The 19,130-nt window shown below is 59.3% G+C and carries 16 protein-coding genes; 5 read left to right on the top strand and 11 right to left on the bottom strand.

From position 1 onward, the window contains the following. The first annotated feature begins 362 nt into the window (after nucleotides 1–362). A complete protein-coding gene (locus RVM24_RS14640; RefSeq protein WP_286921570.1) occupies nucleotides 363–1,001 on the top strand; it encodes a pirin family protein in 639 nt (212 codons plus the stop codon). A gap of 3 nt (nucleotides 1,002–1,004) precedes the next feature. Here the strand turns inward: RVM24_RS14640 and RVM24_RS14645 are convergent, their stop codons facing one another. After that, complete coding sequence (locus tag RVM24_RS14645; protein WP_072676143.1) at nucleotides 1,005–1,871, bottom strand: phosphoribulokinase; 867 nt, start codon at nucleotides 1,869–1,871, stop codon at nucleotides 1,005–1,007. 18 nt (nucleotides 1,872–1,889) lie between these two features. Then, entirely contained in the window at nucleotides 1,890–5,642 is a 3,753-nt protein-coding gene (locus RVM24_RS14650; protein WP_374787516.1) for a DUF1631 family protein, read from the bottom strand. Between the two features lie 193 nt (nucleotides 5,643–5,835). Between RVM24_RS14650 and RVM24_RS14655 the strand changes: the two genes are divergently transcribed. Beyond that, the gene (locus RVM24_RS14655) at nucleotides 5,836–6,906 is read left to right on the top strand and encodes an aminopeptidase (protein ID WP_374787515.1); all 1,071 of its coding nucleotides are present in this window, start codon (nucleotides 5,836–5,838) and stop codon (nucleotides 6,904–6,906) included. Here the strand turns inward: RVM24_RS14655 and argA are convergent. The 7 genes from argA to coaBC all read right to left on the bottom strand — a co-directional run bounded on the left by argA (nucleotide 6,880) and on the right by coaBC (nucleotide 16,010). Beyond that, complete coding sequence (argA, locus tag RVM24_RS14660) at nucleotides 6,880–8,187, bottom strand: amino-acid N-acetyltransferase (protein ID WP_374787514.1); 1,308 nt, start codon at nucleotides 8,185–8,187, stop codon at nucleotides 6,880–6,882. The genes RVM24_RS14655 and argA overlap by 27 nt on opposite strands. Before the next feature lie 17 nt (nucleotides 8,188–8,204). Beyond that, a complete protein-coding gene (gene argE / locus RVM24_RS14665; protein WP_374787513.1) occupies nucleotides 8,205–9,374 on the bottom strand; it encodes an acetylornithine deacetylase in 1,170 nt (389 codons plus the stop codon). 22 nt (nucleotides 9,375–9,396) lie between these two features. Next, nucleotides 9,397–10,641, bottom strand: coding sequence for an acetylornithine deacetylase (locus RVM24_RS14670; protein WP_374787512.1), 1,245 nt, complete (start codon nucleotides 10,639–10,641; stop codon nucleotides 9,397–9,399). 24 nt (nucleotides 10,642–10,665) lie between these two features. Beyond that, the gene (argB, locus tag RVM24_RS14675) at nucleotides 10,666–11,562 is read right to left on the bottom strand and encodes an acetylglutamate kinase (RefSeq protein WP_374787511.1); all 897 of its coding nucleotides are present in this window, start codon (nucleotides 11,560–11,562) and stop codon (nucleotides 10,666–10,668) included. Between the two features lie 38 nt (nucleotides 11,563–11,600). Further along, nucleotides 11,601–14,240 (bottom strand): phosphomannomutase/phosphoglucomutase, encoded by a 2,640-nt coding sequence (locus RVM24_RS14680; protein WP_431474273.1) that lies wholly within the window; start codon nucleotides 14,238–14,240, stop codon nucleotides 11,601–11,603. Nucleotides 14,241–14,337: 97 nt separating this feature from the next. Next, the gene (gene dut, locus RVM24_RS14685; protein WP_058091501.1) at nucleotides 14,338–14,799 is read right to left on the bottom strand and encodes a dUTP diphosphatase; all 462 of its coding nucleotides are present in this window, start codon (nucleotides 14,797–14,799) and stop codon (nucleotides 14,338–14,340) included. Further along, a complete protein-coding gene (gene coaBC / locus RVM24_RS14690; protein ID WP_374787509.1) occupies nucleotides 14,796–16,010 on the bottom strand; it encodes a bifunctional phosphopantothenoylcysteine decarboxylase/phosphopantothenate--cysteine ligase CoaBC in 1,215 nt (404 codons plus the stop codon). Before coaBC ends, dut begins: the two co-directional genes overlap by 4 nt. Nucleotides 16,011–16,184: 174 nt before the next feature. Between coaBC and radC the strand changes: the two genes are divergently transcribed. The 3 genes from radC to rpmG all read left to right on the top strand — a co-directional run bounded on the left by radC (nucleotide 16,185) and on the right by rpmG (nucleotide 17,481). Next, a complete protein-coding gene (radC, locus tag RVM24_RS14695; RefSeq protein ID WP_431474274.1) occupies nucleotides 16,185–16,859 on the top strand; it encodes a RadC family protein in 675 nt (224 codons plus the stop codon). Between the two features lie 218 nt (nucleotides 16,860–17,077). Continuing rightward, on the top strand, nucleotides 17,078–17,314 hold the full coding sequence (gene rpmB, locus RVM24_RS14700) for a 50S ribosomal protein L28 (RefSeq protein WP_058091504.1): 237 nt from the start codon (nucleotides 17,078–17,080) through the stop codon (nucleotides 17,312–17,314). Nucleotides 17,315–17,325: 11 nt separating this feature from the next. Further along, on the top strand, nucleotides 17,326–17,481 hold the full coding sequence (gene rpmG / locus RVM24_RS14705; RefSeq protein ID WP_008173465.1) for a 50S ribosomal protein L33: 156 nt from the start codon (nucleotides 17,326–17,328) through the stop codon (nucleotides 17,479–17,481). 92 nt (nucleotides 17,482–17,573) lie between these two features. Here rpmG and RVM24_RS14710 read toward each other — a convergent pair whose 3' ends face one another. Then, a complete protein-coding gene (locus RVM24_RS14710; RefSeq protein ID WP_374787507.1) occupies nucleotides 17,574–18,434 on the bottom strand; it encodes an endonuclease/exonuclease/phosphatase family protein in 861 nt (286 codons plus the stop codon). Between the two features lie 50 nt (nucleotides 18,435–18,484). Next, nucleotides 18,485–19,120: a thiol:disulfide interchange protein DsbA/DsbL gene (locus RVM24_RS14715; RefSeq protein ID WP_374787506.1), complete on the bottom strand. Its 636-nt coding sequence runs from the start codon at nucleotides 19,118–19,120 to the stop codon at nucleotides 18,485–18,487. Nucleotides 19,121–19,130: the final 10 nt, after the last annotated feature.

Below are 19,130 nucleotides of genomic sequence, written 5' to 3' on the forward strand. Positions count from 1 at the left end.
TCGACAACTCGTATGTCTTCCTGACAAAGCCTTCTCATGCGATCCCCTGCCTCACACTATTCTTATGAACAAAACCTAAGGTGCTTAGAAAAAACTATGCAAATTCGTATTCTGAGGCTGCATATCAACGCCGGTCATTTTGTGAGCCAAGGGGTTCTACGGATGTACTAGTCGCCGGCTCAGTTGAAAAGCGCAACCAAGAATCCGAATGTGTACAAATGAGTGCCGTTTTATACACATTAAAGAGGCCGCAGAATGTATACACGTCCTTCTTCATAATTTCCCTGAAATTAAGATAGTAATCAGATATTTAAGTCAAATGTACACAGTCCAGGTGAAAACTGTAGCGCATCGAAGGGCACATGCTGCACGAAGACCACCTGGGCAACCGTGGCAACCTTCGTAATGGTGGCGTGCAATGGATGACCGCCGGCCGGGGCATCGTGCATTCTGAAATGCCGCAACAGGAATCCGGTGTCATGCGCGGCTTCCAGTTGTGGCTGAACCTGCCGGCAGCCGAGAAAATGAAGCCAGCCGGCTACCGGGATATTCAGCCCGAAGACATCCCAGTGTTCAATCAGCCCGGAGCCTCCGTAAAGCTGATTGCCGGCGAGATGAACGTCAGCGGCGTGCAGGTATCCGGTGCCGTGACCGGCGGTACTACCGAACCGCTATACGCCGACATTCATCTTGAGCCCAATGCCCAGCTTTCGCTGCCCGTGGCACCGCCCCTGAACGCCATGCTGTACCTCTACGAGGGCAACGCGAGCCTGGTGACTGGTGAGGCACAAACCCAACTTCGGCTATCCGCCGCCAACCTGCTGGATGACGGCGATGAGATCCTGCTGGCGGCTGGCCCATCCGGTGCCCGGCTGCTGTTGATTGCAGGCCGCCCGATAGGTGAGCCGATTGTTCAGTACGGGCCGTTCGTGATGAATACCCGTGAGGAAATCGAGCAGGCACTGAGGGATTACCAGACCGGGCGCTTAACCGCCGCCTGAACATCAGGCGAAGGTTCGGCCCGCCATCAGGCGTTGGATCATGGGGCGGATGATCAGCTCCATGGCCAACGCCATCTTTGGCCCCGGAATCACCAGCGTGTCGTGGCGTGACAGCGTGCTCTGGGGAATGGCCTGCAACAGCCAGGAAAAGTCCACCTCGTTGGAGTCGCGAAAGTGGATCACCACCATGCTTTCATCTTCACTGGGCACATCCCGGGCGATGAAGGGGTTGGAGGTATCCACCAGCGGTATCCGCTGGAAGTTGATGTGGGTATGGGAAAACTGGGGCACGATATCGTGCACGTAGTCTTCCATGCGGTTGATGATGGTCTGTACTACCGCCTCCTGACTGTACCCCCGCTGGTTGGTATCCCGATGGATTTTCTGGATCCATTCCAGGTTGACAATGGGCACCACGCCGATCAGCAGGTCAACGTACTGGGCAATGTTGAAACTTTCGCTGATCACTCCCCCGTGTAGCCCTTCGTAGAACAGCAGGTCCGTGTCTGCCGGTAGTGGTCCCCAGGCGGTGAATGTCCCCGGTTTATGACCGGCCTCAACCAGCTGGCGATCTTCATCGTGAACGTACTGGCGGTATCGTCCGTTGCCGGTATGGCTGTAGTCATAGAACAAGGCTTCCAGACGGTCGATATGATTGGCTTCCAGGGCGAAGTGGTTACGCTCGCCAAACTGCCCCTTGGCCGCCAGCCTGGCCATCTGCTCCCGGGTGTACCGGTGGAAACTGTCACCACCCACCATGGCGGCGTTCAACTCCTCACTGGCAAACAGCCGCCTGAAAATCTGGCCGGTGGTGGTCGTGCCGGCCCCGGAGGAGCCGGTCACCGCAATGATAGGGTGGCGTTTGGACATAATGAGCAATTTCCCGGATCAGGTCAGGCTGGTAAGCAAGCGTGGTTTTTCAACAACAAAGCCCTGAGCATAGTCCACACCCAGCTGCCTGAGCATATCCAGAACGTCTCGGGATTCAACCTGGGAGGCAATGACTTCCCGGTTCATGTAGTGCGCCATGTCCACCATGGATCTCACCATTGCCTGATCAGTCTGGCTCGACACCAGCTGGCTGGTGAACGCGCTGTCAATCTTGATCAGATCCACCGGCAGGGAACGCATGAACTGGAACGAACTGGGGCCACTGCCGAAATTACCCAGGCAGAACCGGCAGCCCAGTTCCTTCATTTCCATGATGAAATCGGCCACCGCCTGCACGTCGCTGATGGCAGACGCCTCGGTCAGCTCAAACCACAGCCGTTCGATGGGCGCGTCTTTTTCACTGAGCTTCTCATAGATAAATTCCAGCAAGCTCTGATCATTCAACGAATACCCAGACAGGTTGATACACACGCCACCGACGTGTCGGGGGTCCGGCGCCTGGTCCCTCAGCCAGTCCAGCATATGCCCGACCACCCAGCGGTCCACCGCCTGCATGCGGTCATAGCGCTCAGCCATGCGCACAAAATCCTGGCCGGTTATCAGGGCGCCGCTGTCATCGTACATGCTGATCAGAATCTCATACTGGGCCGTCATCCGGGCCTCAGCATGAAGCGGTATGATCTTCTGGCAGCGCAGCAGCATGCGCTCTTCATCCGGATCCGACAGGCTGGCGACGCGCGCAGCGATCTGCTCCTGGCGGGCCTGGTCATCGGCATCCAGGGTATATTCGGCGATCTTGCCCGGCCCCATTTTCCGGGCCTGGGATAACGCCTGCTCCGAACTTCTCAGCCAGCGTTCAGCACTCACCAGAGCCGGCAACTCGGCCACCAGGCCAACGTTCGCCGACAACGTATACTGGCGGCCGCCAAAGGCAAACTCTGCCGATTCAATGGCCTCAATCAGGGCCGCGGCCACATCCTGGCCCTGCTCTTCCGCAACCAGCATGGCGAACTCATTGCCGGCCAGGCGCGCCACCGGCATGCCATCACCCACATGGCGGCACAACAGCTCTGCCACCTGTTTGAGGGTTTCATCACCAGCCTGGTAGCCAGCGGTATCATTGAGCAACCGGAAGCCACGCAGGTCCAGATGCAACAGAGTGCGGCTGTCTTCACGACGGGCCAGCTGCTGCTCCAGCATCCGTTCGAACTCCCGGCGGTTGAGCAAACGGGTCAGATCGTCATGGGTGGATGCCCAGGACAGCTGGTCATAAACGTTGCGGACCATGCGGTCGATACTTTCATCCACCAGTGGTCGGTCGTACTGGTTATCAGGCACGATGATGCCTTTGCGCATCTGCCGGGCCAGCGCGTCCAGCTCCAGCTCAACCACCCGCATGCCCTGATGATTGACGAAGACAAAGCGGCTAAAGCCCCGGGCAATCCAGACCAGCCGAATATACTGGAGTTCATCAGGCCGGGTCTGGTCCCGCAGCCAGTCCCCGGTACGCAGCTGCTGTGACCGGTTGATCCAGCGCTGAAGGCTGCGCTGTTCCCGCTCGTTGAGGGTTTGCGGGTCTTTCTCGGCTGGTTTTGCCGGCGGCACTTCGACCATCTCAGGGGTTTTGTCGGGCCGGCGAACCAGGAAGTGCTTCAATTCATCGCGAATCTGGGAAGACGGCATGTGATTGCTGGATATCGACGCCAGGCCGTCCTGGATCAGCCGCAGAAGCTCCGGCAGGTTGATACTGCTCTCCGGATCATCGGCAAAGGCCAGCAGCGAATCAATCACCGCCAGGTAGTCCTGCCAGAGCTGACTGTCTGGCCCCTGGCGAATCCAGGTCAGTGACAACAGGTCCCGCCAGCCGCCTTCCAGCAAACTGACCAGCGCCCGGGGAACCTTGCGACCGGCAATGCGCTGATCAATCGCGGCGCTCACCGCCGCCTTGGACTCAGACACCTTCTGGGCACCCTCGGCCGCTGCCGTTACACGCTCGACGTTCCGGCGGTAGACCAGATTCTGCCGGTCAATCAGGGTGTCCAGCTCGGTCACTGTCTGTTCAAACACGCCGGTGTCCTGCTCGAAATCCGTGGCAATGCGCTGAACCAGCTCGTCGACCCGTCGCTGGACCACCGGGTTCAGGCGGCCACCCTTGACTCCCAGCTGGGCCAAACGGTTCATCACGCCGCGGACAGGGCTGTCCTGATCCTCAAAAAACGCCGGATCCCGCATCACCACCTTCAGCACCGGCACTTCCAGCTGACGCATCCGGGCCTGCACATAGTCACTGAGTTTGGGGCTTTCCACGACGCTCTTGAAAAAGCGATCAACGACATCCAGGGTTTGCTGCTGTTCGTCATCCAGCCGGGCTTCGCCGGTTTCCTTGATTTTCTCCACCACTCGCTCTTTTAGCGGGGCGGCGGATTCTTCCGGGCCCGCCGAGCGCAGCTGCAACTCCTGCAATTCCCGATGCAGTTCACCGGTCGACAGTGGGCGCGCATTGGGAGCAAAGTCCTCCCGGGGACTTTCCCCCCGGGCAACCCGACTTGTCTGCAGGGTTGTGAGCAGGTTACGAACAGTGGAAAACGCCGTCTGGGCGGCCTGGGCGTAGCCGCGGAATTCGCCGGATAACCGGCTTTTCAGGGCTCGACTTGTAGTCGTGCCGCGGGATTCCTCGGCGGGCTGAGCCGGCCTCCCGGCCCGAGTCTCTTCTGGCCGGGTATCTTTCGGCGCGGGCGTGGGCTCGCTCTTTGGCGGTGCCTGCTCACTCAGGTATTTGGACAAATCCAGGTCTGGCAGCACCCCATGACGAATGAGAATGTTGTTCAGTTCCCGGTACAGCGGCGCCAGTTGTTTAAGCACGGTTTGCTCAAAGGTCTTCAGGCAGACTTTCTCCACCTCCCTGGTTGCCTTGAGCTGTAACAGGGCATGATGGAAGGCCTCACAGACCAGCGCTGGCCCAAGCGGGTTGTGGTGGCCGGTGCGATTGGCGATACCGAGCTTGTCCAGTCGCAGCTTGAGCTGAAGCAGGTCGCCCCGGTACTGGGTATCGGCCCGGGTGACCATTACCCGGATGGTCAGCCAGTCTTCGAACTCGTTCTTGTCGACCACAGACAACTCAGCCCCCGGCGCGCCCTTCTGGGCTGGCTTCAGAGGAGATTCCAGGAACCTCGCCATATGGTGCCAAAGAATCCTCTGGCGTGCCTGGAGCTGCCCTGAGGCGTCCATATACTCATTGGCCAACTGGTCGCTGGGTGCCTTCTGGGCAGCCTTGCGGAGCGCCTCTGCCATCTGCACGAAACAGGCATCCATCAGCGGCTCAATGAAACTGGTTACCGTTTTTGCGGACTGATGGAGAACAAACTGCACACGCTCACTCGGCGCCCGCAACGACGACCTGGCCTGATCACCACTACTGCCGCAAAGCTGCAGCATGGCATTCACGGCGTCCGGATTGGAGCGGGTGAAGTTTACCCCCATGGCGCCGTCGATACGCCGAACGGGACTGACGTGCAGTTCGTAACGACGCTGACCATCCGCACCGCGAAAGCGAACCACCAGCTCGGACGGCTGGCTTTGATCGAACACCCGGTCCAGTTTTCGGGAGGTTTCACCGGAATAACGGATGAACAGGCCTTCGGCGCAAAAATCAGCAATCTGGCAGGGCCAGGTATTACCGCCACCTGCGTCGATCTGTGCCGCGAGTTTAATGGGCTGTCGGGTACTGCTACGACGTTCTCTCGGATCCATGAACTACCTGACCAATTGATAAGCCGGCCTGGTCGCCAATGACCGTCGCCCTGGCGAACATCCCTGAGTTAGTGGCTGTGATCTGCTGTTATGATAAAAAGAGTATAGCCAGCCCCGGAAAACAGCCAGCGAGCCTGTCACGACGAGCACCAGGGCGGAGCTGGAAAGTCCATCAATCACAACGTACGGATACATGAGACAGCTTAGTCAGATCTATCTTCTTTTGCTACTGTTAACGGGGCTCCAGGGGTGTTCGACCATTGGCTACTATGGCCAGGCAGTGGGCGGCCATCTTTCACTGATGCTGCGGGGACAACCCGTGGAATCGGTTGCCCGCGACCCACAAACTGACCCTGAACTGAAACGAAAACTGTCCGTTGCACAGTCCGCACGCACCTTCGCAAATGACGTACTTCAGCTACCCGTCGGCAAGGCCTTTACCAAATACGTTGAACTGGACCAGCCCTGGGTTGTGGTCAACCTGGTTGCTGTACCCGAATTCTCGCTGGACCCTCACCAGTGGTGTTATCCCGTGGTGGGCTGCCAAGCCTACCGAGGCTACTTCAATCTGGAGCGGGCACGCAAGGAGCAGGCCCGGTTCAACGCACAGGATTACGACACCTTCATCGGCACCGTCACTGCCTACTCTACCCTGGGCTGGTTCAATGACCCTCTGCACACCGGTTTTACCAGCCTGCCAGATGACCGCATGGTGGCACTGATGTTCCACGAACTGGCCCATCAGGTGGTGTATATCAAGGAAGACACCGCGTTCAACGAAAGCTTTGCCACCGCCGTTGAACTGGAAGGCCTGAGAATCTGGCTGGAACAGCAGGCGTCCGAAGCCGGTTTTGACCGCGCCCTGCAGCGGCTGGAGCACCGTAATCGGACCCTGGACCTGGTCAACGACGTCGGCGCACAGCTCCGACAGCTTTATCAGCAAAAACAGGTACTGGCCGCAGACGTGCTAAGGGACCGCAAGGCAACCCTGTTGGAGGAACTGGCCCATGCCTACGCCGAGCTATCAGAACACTACCCGGAGCCTGGCCCATTTGGCACACCGCCGGTGCGCCTGAACAACGCCAACCTGGCTCTGTTCCAGCAATACAACCAGCATGTGCCGGCATTCAGGCAATTGTTGCGGGATCACCACTACGACTTCGGGCGCTTCTATGACTCGGTCAAGACCTTGTCCAGGGCCACGCCGGAGGCGCGGGAACAACAGCTCAGCGCCCTGTCACAACGGTTTGTAGAACACCTTTGAGTTGCGCTGAGTGTTGTAGGACGCCAGCTTTGGCCCGGGCAGATCCTGCACCGCCGTGGGCAGAAAGCCCCGCTCCCGGAACCAGTGTTCGGTCTGGGTGGTCAGTACAAACAGTTTGCGAATACCCTGCCCCTTTGCCAGCTTTTCAATCATCGCCAGAATGTCATCTCCCCGCCCGGCGCGCCGGTAAGAGGGGTCGACCGCAAAACAGGACAGTTCACCGGTGCCTTCGTCCGGGTAATGATACAGGGCAGCACAGCCAACGATGGTGCCATCCCGCTCGGCCACGACGAAGCGGTCCACTTCGGTTTCCAGCATTTCCCGGGAGCGGCGCACCAGGATGCCCTGCTCTTCAAGGGGCTGGATCAACTCCAGAATACCCCCGATGTCTTCCACCCTGGCCTGGCGGATCTGCTCGTAGTTATCCCCGCTGACCAGGGTTCCGGAACCATCCCGGGTGAACAGTTCCTCGAGCAGTGCGCCATCTTCCACGTAGCTGATGATGTGGGCCCGCCGCACGCCTTTCACGCAGGCATCACAGGCCGCCTTGAGCAACGCAGCGTCATGGCCGGTCACCACATTGGCATTCAGGCGTTCGGATGCCTGGCGGGCCGACAGCTCCCGAATCAGTGAGCCGTCTTCCTCAAGCAGGCCTTCGTCATCAATGAACACGATCAGTTTTTCTGCCTGCAAGGCAGCCGCCACCTGGCTGCCAACGTCCTCGTAAGATAGATTGAAAGCATCACCGGTGGGTGAGTACCCCATCGGCGGCAAAAGAACGATGTGGCCTTGTTCCAGCTGCTGTTCGATGCCCCGGGTATCCACCCGGCGCACTTTCCCGGTGTAGCCGAAATCCACGCCATCCAGCACGCCCACGGGCTTGGCGGTGACATAGTTTCCACTGGTGACCCGGATTCTGGCATTGTGCATGGGCGAGTTAACCAGGCCCATGGATAACTGGCTCTCCAGGTAGGCCCGCAATCCGCCAATAGCCTCCATAACCAGGGGCAGGTGGTTATCCGGGGTGATGCGCAGGCCACGGGCAAAGGCGGACTCCAGGCCGGCGTCGTCCAACCGGGACTGAATCTGCGGGCGACCGCCAAAGGCTACCACCAGGCGCACACCCAGACTGCTGAGCAAGGCAATATCGTGGATGATATTGATGAAGTTCCGGTGCTCGATGGCATCGCCAGGCATGGTCAGCACAACGGTTCGGCCGCGATGAGCATTGATGTACGGAGATGAGTGGCGGAATCCGTGCAGCCATTCGTTCGATTTCAAACCTTTCTCCCCTTCCATCACAGACAAAACTGCTTGATCAGCCCGCGCAGAATATCCACGGTTGGTTGTAATTGCGACATCTCGAGAAACTCATCCGGCTGATGGGCCTGGTCGATGGAACCAGGCCCCATCACCAGGGTTTCCAGGCCCAGCTTCTGCAACCAGGGCGCCTCGGTGGCGAAGGCAACCGCATGGGCGGTATGGCCGGTCAGCGCTTCACAGGCCTTGACCAGGGCCGCGTCGGCCGGCGTTTCGAACGGCGGTACGCCGTCGAACAAGGGCTCGAAAGTCAGATTCAACTGCCGGCGCTCGGCCAGGGGCTGCATCCGGTTGAGGATCGCCTGGCGCAGGGTTTCCATGTTCATCCCGGGCAACGGTCGCAAATCGAAGTGGAGTTCGCACTGGGCGCAGATTCGGTTCGGGTTGTCACCCCCGTGAATGCAGCCCAGATTCAGCGTCGGTACCTGTACCTTGAAGTTGGGGTTTCGGTATTTTTCCCGCCATTCAGAGCGCAGGCTCAGCAGTTCCCCCAGGGCCTCGTGCATGCCCTCCAGGGCATTACGGCCGAGGTCCGGGTTGGAGGAATGGCCGGATTGACCATCAAACCGCAGCCGCTCCATCATGATGCCCTTGTGCATCCGAACCGGCTTGAGATTGGTCGGCTCGCCGATCACCGCATACCGGGCCTTCGGTTTGCCGGCCTCGGCCAGGGCCCGGGCGCCGTTCATGGAGCTTTCTTCGTCCGCTGTGGCCAGGATAATCAGCGGTTGCTGAAGCGTCTGGTCAACAAAGGCTTTGGCCGCTTCAATGGCGAGTGGAAAGAAGCCTTTCATATCGCAGGTGCCCAGGCCGTACCAGCGATTGTCCTTTTCGGTCAGCGTGAACGGATCACTTTGCCAGCGCTTGTCATCGAACGGAACGGTATCGGTGTGGCCAGACAGCACCAACCCGCCCGGACCGCTGCCCAGGGTGGCAATCAGGTTGTATTTACCCGGCATACCTGGCACTTCCAGGATTTCCACCGCAAACCCCATAGGCTCCAGCCATTCGGCCAGGGTTCTCACCACCGCTTCGTTGCTGTGGTCCCAGTCCGGTGATGCGCTGCTGATGGAGGGCAACGAAATCAACCGGGTCAGCATGTCCCGGATGCCCGGTACGGTCTGTAACTTGTCAGTGCTGTGCGCCATGGTAGCCTCCCGGCTGTTGATCTCAGTCTGCCCTGCCCCGCCGCCAGACATCGAATTGGGTGATCGCACGGATCAGTATCGGATAGGCCACTTCGCCGCCAGCAACGGTGCGTGACACTTCCAGCTCACGCTCACCCACGCTGACCAGGCGGCCTTCTACCTGATTGCCGTTAGACAGCGTTACCCTCACCTGCCGCCCCAGCCAGCTCTGCGCCCCGTCCAGGTCCGCAGGGTACCATTGCTGAACACCGGGCTCCTCCCGGGGGATCACAGGTTCCAGAGCTTCCAGGGGCAGCTGTGGCTCCGGGGCCTCCATTTCGGTCAGGTAGATGTCGGGAACCCCGGCACCGTTATAGTCAACGGGCCAGGCCGCTTCGGGCACCGATTCGGAGCGTACCGGTATTCCATAAGTTCCAGCGCCGGGCTGAATGGCAAATTGCAACTCGCCACCTTCCATCAGCCACTGTCGATAGAGCGCCAGTAACTGATCGCTGCCATCGTAACCGCGGGCTTGCAGACCTGCCTCCATCACAGAGACGGCGTTGCGGGCCCATTGGTTCACGTCCTGCCCGGTTTCCCGGGCACAGTACGCCGACAGGCGGCGCATCAGGCCAGCGTCCCGAAAGGTGATACGAACCGGTTCAGCACTGCTCTCCAGGGTGGCCGCCAGGCCGGAGAGATGAACCCGGGCGCCCGACCATTCCGCTTCCAGGCTGCCGGTTTCTGCACTGTTGATCTCCAACCGGACCCCCTCAGGGCTCTGCTTCAGGTGCACATCACCGCGAATAGCGGAAATGCCCATGCGCATCAGGTCGCCACTGCCCAACTGCTGCCGGGGATCAGGTGCACAGGCCAGTGACACCAGCGGCGGCAGCCGCGATTGTGTCTCGGTACCGGCGGTCAGCCAGTTCCGGAACATGGTAGGCTCCAGAGCCATGCTGGCCTGCTCTGCCGCCAGCGACCAGGTTGCCGGCAGCGGTGACGGGTTGGCCAGGGTGGTCAGCAGGGTCACCGGGGAACCGGCATCAAACTCAATCAGACCCAGCTGCAACGGCTGGGTCAATCGGAAATCTTCCCAGCGGGATTGCCTCAGGGTCACCCGCCCATCCAGAGCGGAACCAATCTGGCCTCGCTCCAGCACACCATAGCTGGAAAGCTCCGACCGCGCTTGTGCCATGCGCTGATCCGTCAGCCACCAGACGCCGGCCTTGAAACCGACAAAAGCCACGATTCCCAACGTGATCAGAAATGACAACAGGCGCTTCATCCGGTTGCTCCCGGGTCAGGTTGTTTAGTTCCGGGAAATCAGGGTACCAACGCCTTCGTCGGTAAAGATTTCCAGCAGACAGGCATGGGCAACACGGCCATCAATGATGTGGGAGGTGCGCACGCCGTTTTCCACCGCACTGAGCGCGCAGCGAATCTTCGGCAGCATGCCCCCGTGGATGGTGCCATCATCAATCAGATCGTTGACCTGCTGGGCGGTCAGGCCGGTCAAGACCTTGTCGTCCTTGCTCTTCAGGCCGGAGACATTGGTCAGCAGAATCAGCTTTTCCGCCTTCATGGCTTCCGCCACCTTGCCGGCCACCAGGTCGGCGTTGATGTTGTAGGAGGCGCCATCCGGGCCCACACCGATCGGGGCGATCACCGGAATCACGTTGCTGCGGGTGAGCATGTCGATCACGTCGACATTAACACTGGCAACCTCGCCCACGTGGCCAATGTCGATGATCTCCGGTCGTTCCAGTTCCGGTGAACGGTCAACCACCTCCAGCTTGCGGGCACGAATCAGGTTGGCGTCTTTACCGGTCAGGCCCACGGCGGTGCCTCCCTGGGCGTTGATCAGGGATACAATTTCCTTGTTTACCTGGCCACCCAGCACCATTTCCACCACATCCATGGTTTCAGCATCGGTCACGCGCATGCCGTTCACAAAGCGGGATTTGATGTTCAAACGCTCCAGCAGCTCGCCAATCTGGGGGCCGCCGCCGTGAACCACGATGGGGTTGATACCCACCAGTTTCATCAGCACCACGTCCCGGGCAAAGCTGCTTTTGAGCTCTTCGTTTTCCATGGCATTACCGCCGTATTTGATCACAACGGTCTTGCCAGTAAATCTTTGGATATAGGGCAGGCCCCGGCTCAGTACCGAGGCCACCTGCATTGCTGTTTCACGATCCAGCGCCATGGTGATGTGCATTCCTTACTGTCAGAGAATGTGTCTTGTCAGAAGTCCGCAACCAGGTCGGGTGCGGCCTTCTGTAATTGTTCGCGGAAGACGGCTTTGATTCGTTCAAGCGCCTCGTCGGTTTCAGCTTCGAACCTGAGTACCAGAACCGGCGTGGTGTTGGATGCCCGGCACAGCCCCCAGCCATCGGTATAATCTACCCGAATGCCGTCGATGGTACTGATGTTGCCGTCACCAAATTCACCCAGTTCACCGAGGCGCTCAATGATCGCGAACTTCTCGCTTTCCGTCACCTCGACATTCAGCTCAGGCGTGCTGATATCCTCAGGGAAATCGGCAAAGACATCGTCACTGTGACGATCCTCAATACCCAGGATTTCCAGCAACCGGGCTGCCGAATACAGGCCGTCATCGAAACCGTACCAACGCTCACCAAAGAACACGTGGCCGCTCATTTCACCAGCCAACAGGGCACCGCTTTCTTTCATTTTCGCTTTCATCAGGGAGTGGCCGGATTTCCACATGATGGGCCGGCCGCCAGCTTCGGAAATCACGCCCGCCAGGCGGCGGCTGCATTTCACATCGTACAGTACGTCCGCGCCCGGGTTACGGGACACCACATCCCGGGCGAACAGCATCAGTAACCGGTCTGGCCAGATGATCTTGCCAGTGTTGGTCACCACGCCCAGGCGGTCGCCGTCACCGTCGAAGGCCAAGCCGATATCGGCGCCGGTTTCCTGCACTTTGGCGATCAGATCCTGCAGATTGGCTGGCTTGCCGGGGTCCGGGTGGTGATTGGGGAAGTCGCCATCCACCTCGCAATACAGCGGGGTTACCTCACAGCCAAGTTCCTCGATCAGCATGGGGCCGAGTTCGCCCGCGATACCATTGCCGGCATCCACCACGACTTTGAGCGGGGCAGCCACGGCGATGTCACCGACAATCCGGTCCAGATAGGCCCGGCGCACATCTTCCCGGGACTGGGCGCCCTGACCAGAGGTGAAGTCGGCGGTCTGAATACGCTGGTAAAGTTTCTGAATGGCCTCGCCAGACAAGGTTTCGCCGCCGAGCATGATCTTCAAGCCGTTATAGTTGGCGGGATTGTGGCTACCGGTCACCATCACGCCGGAGCCAGTCTGCAACTGGTGTGTGGCAAAATAGAGTACCGGCGTGGGCACCGCCCCCACATGGATCACATTACAGCCGGTAGCCATGATGCCACTGGCCAGCGCATCGGCCAGGTCCGGGCTGGAATGGCGACCATCGTAACCAATGCAGATCGAGGTCACACCGCGAGCCGCAGCCTCGGAACCAATAGCACGGCCAATCACACTCACCACTTCGGGCGACAGGGTCTCGCCAACAATGCCCCGGATGTCATAGGCCCTGAAGATCTCAGGGGCAACCTCGACCGACGGCAGCTCGGCTTCCACCACCTCGGGGATATCCTCATCGAACAGGGCGTCATCGCCACTGCCAAAACCAAGCACATCCTCGTCGCCATCGAGCATATCGATGTCGAGCATGTCCTTGTCCTGGAACAGGGGTTCCTCTTCACCGGAGGCGGGTTTTCTGGCACCGGCTGGCGATGGCTGCGGTTTTGCGCTCTCGGCGGCTTTCGCCAGCCGTTTATCAACCATCTGCGACAGGCGGAACAGCACCTCACCAGTCGACGCCACCATATCCCAACGGAAGGTCGGCAGTTTCACCCGCTCGCCGCCAAACACCTTGTGCGACCACTGGATCAGGGCCGTCACATCCTGGCGAATGCCTCGCTGGGCGCCGCCCAACAACACCCAGACAACAATCGCGGCCACCAGTGCCGGAATGCCGACCAGAACGGCGGCCACGATGGTATTGACCGGCGCCTCTGGCGCCCGGGCCGGCTGGAACACCACCGACCAGTCCGGATTCGACAGGGTTCTGGTTTCAGAAGGGCCCGCCCCCCGGCCGGTGCTGACCACGGTACGCTGGGAACCCGATGCCGCCTGCACCAGCGACAACTGGCCTCCCAACTGGCGGTTGCCAACGGTTAGAAGCGGCTGGAGCTGATCCGCGCCGTAAACCACCAGCACACTGCCCTGCACTGCGTTGCTGACCGGATGTCGAACTGGCGCGGCGTACTGAAGATACCACTGATCGTTACGGGGAAAGGCGTCCGGCAATAGTGACTGCCCGTTCTCTGCCCGCCGGGCCAGCTCCAGGCCGGCAAACCCGAGCAGGCTGTCGCTGGTGCCGGTGCGGGGAATATCGCGGTAACGGAAGACAAAAACCGCCTGGGCTCCCGGTAACGCCGCCTGCAGCTGGCGCGCCAGCTCGTCCCGGTCACCTTGTTCGGCAAGCTGATTGCTCACATAGCGCTGATTGGCCAGGGCACGCACTTGTTCCTGCTGGGCGCTAAAATACTGGTTCAGCCTCTGTTGGGCGCCGTCAGCCTCAACCACCCGGGCCTGCTGGTAACTACGCTCACCGGCGGGCACAATGACCAGGAAATGAAGCAGAGCCACCGCAACCACGCCGGCCAGAACCACCACCAGCGACTGATTGAGTGCAACGGTGTTGAGTCGTTTGAGGCCAGACCCTGAAGATTCTGTTTTTCGCTTGTTTTTCTTTCCCGGCTTCTTTTCGGGATTGTCATCCACCGACGGCTCTTTGATTTTCTTTTTACCGAGTTTCATAGTGCTTCCCGCAATAATTTTTACGTCCCGGACAATCAGTTACCAGCAAAGTATAGACGCCGACCGGCATAAACGCTGCCAGCCTCCAGTAACCGACTCAGTGCGTTCCGGTTGAACCAAACCCGCCCTCGCCGCGGGTACTGGCGCCGAATTCAGACACCACTTCAAAGTCTGCCTGTACAACCGGCACCAGAACCAGCTGGGCAATACGCTCACCGATGGCGATGGTGAACGCGGTTTGGCCCCGGTTCCAGCATGACACCATCAATTCACCCTGGTAATCGGAATCGATTAACCCCACCAGGTTGCCCAGTACGATGCCGTGCTTGTGGCCAAGACCGCTGCGCGGCAGGATCATTGCCGCCAGCGACGGGTCGGCAATGTGCACGGATAGCCCGGTCGGAATCAGGTGTGTCTCGCCCGGCTCGACCGTTAATGGCGCATTCAGGCAAGCACGCAGATCCAGGCCGGCCGAGCCCGGCGTTGCATACTCCGGAAACGGTATGTCGGTGCCAATTCGATCGTCCAGGATTCGTACCTGCAGTTTCTTTTGCGTCATGAGTTCCCGACCTTGTTGCTGTGTTCGGCGATCAACGCCACCAATGTGTCTGCGATGGCCTGCTTGCTGTCCGGGCCAATCGCCTGCTCCCCGCTCGGCCAGAATACCGTGACGGCGTTCTGATCGCTGTTAAAGCCCAGCCCCGGGACGGACACGTCGTTGGCCACGATCATATGGAGCTTCTTGCGTTGCATTTTATCGTGGGCATAGCGGGCGACATCTGTGGTTTCCGCGGCGAAGCCCACGGTAAACGGAGGATTCTTGCGGGCGGCAATGGTCGCCAGCGTATCCGGATTGCGCACCAGCGACAGTGTCATCGTTTCGTCCGTTTTCTTGATCTTGTCGCCGGCACAGGCCGCAGGCCGGTAATCAGCCACCGCCGCTGTGGCGATAAAAATGTCGCAGCCCTCCGCCACTACCCGCTCGGCTTCCTGCAACATGTCTTGTGCCGTCATCACCGGTCGGACTGCCACGCCATCCGGCACCGGCAGGTTAACCGGGCCACTCACCAGTACCACCTGGGCACCCGCATCTGCTGCCGCCCGAGCCAGGGCATAACCCATTTTGCCGGAGCTGTGGTTGGAGATATAACGCACCGGATCAATGGGTTCACGGGTGGGGCCAGCGGTGATCACCACCCGTTTTCCCGCCAGCGCTCCGACACCGGCCCCGGTTCCGCCAACAAGAATCCGACTGGCAAGGGCGTCCGGCTCCAGCATCCGGCCAGGACCTGTATCACCGCAGGCCTGCTCGCCCTGATCCGGCCCCCAGACGGTGACCTGCGGGTCTTCCGCCAGCAGGGACATGTTTCTTTGGGTCCGGAAATTTTTCCACATGGCCTGATTCATCGCGGGGGCCACCGCAATGGGCGCCTCAGTGGCACAACAAACCGTGGTCAGCAGGTCATCCGCCATGCCCTGGGCCAGACGGGCCAGAAAATCCGCAGACGCGGGCGCCACCACCACCTGATCGGCCCATTTGGCCAGTTCAATATGCCCCATGCCGGCCTCGGCCTCCGGGTCCAGCAGCGATGTACGCACCGGCTCGCCGCTGAGGGCCTGAAACGTCAGCGGCGTCACAAATGCCTCGGCACCCCGGGTCATCACCACCCGCACTTCAAGGCCCGCTTTCTTGAGCAGCCGGACCAGTTCGGCACTTTTATAGGCAGCAATGCCACCGGTGATTCCCAGCAGAATTCTTTTGGCAGCCATGAAGGGCTCCGTAATCCCGTAAAATGAAAGGGTTATAAGATAGCACGCCCGGGCCCGGCAGGCAGCCTGCAAGAGCACCCGTTCGTTTACCAAATGTTACTTTTTGGAGTAACCTTTGTAATTATGAGAACCGATGCAAGATGCATCACAATCTGACACGCAAGGAAGCACAACATGACCAACCCTGCCTGGCCAACCGATGAACGGCCCCGTGAGCGCCTTTTGACCCACGGCCCGGAAGCCCTGTCTGACGCCGAACTCCTGGCCATTTTCCTGCGCACCGGCACCACTGGCATGCCGGTGATGGACCTGGCCCGCCATCTGATCTCTGAATTTTCCGGCCTGCGGGGCTTGATGACTGCCTCCCGCAGGCAGTTCTGTGAGGTCAAAGGCCTGGGCACGGCCAAATACGCCCAGGTTCAGGCCGCCATGGAGATGGCCCGCCGGGTGATGGACGAACCACTGCGCCAGGGAGATCCGCTGCGCTCACCAGCCGACACCCGCCGCTTTCTCACCAGCCGGCTGGGCACTTACCCCCACGAAGTGTTCGCCGGCCTGTTTCTGGATAACCGCCACCGGGTTATCCAGTATCGGGAGCTGTTTCGCGGCACCATTGACGGTGCTGCCGTGTATCCCCGGGAAGTGGTTCGCCAGGCCCTCGAAGACAACGCCGCCGCCGTCATCTTTGCCCACAATCACCCCTCTGGCGTTGCAGAGCCCAGCCAGGCGGACATTTCCCTGACCCGCAGACTGAAAGAAGCGCTCGGACTGGTGGATATCAGGGTTCTTGACCATATGGTTATCGGCCACGGTGAGGTAATATCCCTGGCTGAACGAGGGTTGATGTAGCTGCAGCAGGGTCACTTCCGGAAAACTGGCCAAATTCCCAACAATTTTTTGCGTTGGTCGGCCAGTTCTGGTATAAAAGCGTCCCTTTCTGGCGGCGTCTGGCGAGCAGCGTTCAGTTTAGAGGCGCGAACCGGTGGCAGTTATTGCTCCGGAGCAACCAGAGACGCATTAAAAAACGAATTCGTATTGATAGACCATTGCTCAGGTCGGAGGCAAGTATGTCCAGAGTTTGTCAGGTTACCGGTAAGCGTCCGGTTACCGGTAACAATGTATCCCACGCGATGAACCACACTCGTCGTCGTTTTCTGCCGAATCTGCAGAACCACCGTTTCTGGGTTGAGACCGAGAAGCGTTTCGTGAAGCTGCGCGTATCCACCAAGGGCATGCGCATCATCGACAAAAAAGGCATTGACGCTGTGCTGGCCGATCTTCGTGCCCGCGGCGAGAAAGTTTAAGGAGCCGCATCATGCGCGAGAAAATCAAGCTGGTTTCATCAGCAGGCACTGGTCACTTCTACACGACCAAAAAGAACAAGCGTAACACTCCGGAAAAAATCGAGATCAAAAAGTACGATCCGGTTGTCCGCAAGCACGTTGCGTACAAGGAAGCCAAGATCAAGTAATTGATCCTGCCTCCACAAAAAAACCCGGCCAACGAGCCGGGTTTTTTTATACCTGAGCAAAACACCCCTGCACCGAAAGGGTCTCGCAGGCCTTAAAAGGTTTCCAGATACCCCTTCGGCAAGGCCACATCCATGGCGATGGGCAAATGATCCGATACCGGATAACTAATCACCTCGGCACGTCGGATTTCCAGGGAAGGACTGACCATAATGTGGTCCAGGGCCTTTTCGGGCCGCCAACTGGGGAAGCTGTGAGCCGTGCCCGGCAGGGGTATCAGATCCGTCTCTTTCAGGGGCGTTTGGGTCAGCAGCTGCTCGGAATGGGCATTCATATCCCCCATCAGGACTACGTGCCGGTAGTCGGCAATGAGATCCCGCACGTAACCCAGTTGCCGCTGCTGTGCCGCCTTACTGAGGGACAGGTGCATTTGTACCAGTATGAGCGGATCATCTTCCGAACCATACCGGGCAATGATAGCTCCACGGCCGGGAATCAGGCCGGGCAGTTTGTGCTCAGTGACATCCAGAGGCCGATATCGACTCAACAGACCGTTGCTGTGCTGCGCGATCTGACCAAGATTGCGGTTTAATTGCTGATACCAGTAGGGAATACCGGCGGCTTCTGCCAGATACTGAACCTGATTGATATAGCCACTGCGCAAACTGCCACCGTCGCATTCCTGCAACGCCACCACGTCGTACTGCCGCAACAGGGTGGCAATACGGTCGAGATTCTCGATGCGGCGACGATGAGGCAGAAAGTGCTGCCAGCTGCGGGTCAGGTAGTGATGGTAAGACGAGGTATTGATGCCCACCTGGATATTGAAGGTGAGCAGCCGGATATGACGATGGGCCTCAAACTCAGGCACATGCTCGCTACCAGAACAGGCCCCCCGGGGACCTTCCGGACCCCGAAGAATGCCATTAATCTGATTGCGCAGACGCTTATACATAACAGGGGATTCCCACGCTGAACCTGAACGCGCCCCTCAATAACGGCGGCTCACTCTGCCGCAGCACGTTCCTGCTCGACCAGGTAGTCAACCACAGACAACACGGCCTCATGACCACCTGCCATGGAGGCGCTGACCACGTACTTGCCATTTACCAGCATAGTCGGTGTACCGGTGATGCGCGCGCCGCGAATCTTGGACTGGGCCTGCTGGACTCGTGCACGGACACCGAAGCTGCGATAGTTGTTAAGGAACTCCTCGGCATCAACGCCGTAGCCGCTAACAAAATCCGCCAGGGCTTCGGGGGAATTCAGGGGGCGACGTTCACCAGCCAGCGCGGTAAACAGGGCGTCATGCACCTTGTCCAGCTCGCCCATGGCCTCTAACGCATAAAAGGCATAAGCGTGCGGCTCCCAGCTCTGCCCAAGTGCAGCTGGCAACTTCACGACGTTCACGTAATCGGGAGCCTGATCAGCCCAGGACTCGATCAGTGGTTTGAAGGTATAGCAATGCGGACAGCCGTACCAGAACACTTCAGCAACCTCGACGCCGTCATCGGATGCGGTGCGAACGGGATTATCCAATGTGCGGTAATGCGTGCCTTCAACCCATGACTGAGCCTGCGCAACAGCACCGACCGCCATAGACAGCGCGAAAACAACAACTGTGCCTAGTGTTCTTATCATCGGGAATCTC

Source organism: Marinobacter sp. KM021 (assembly GCF_050707965.1).
Classification (GTDB): domain Bacteria; phylum Pseudomonadota; class Gammaproteobacteria; order Pseudomonadales; family Oleiphilaceae; genus Marinobacter; species Marinobacter shengliensis.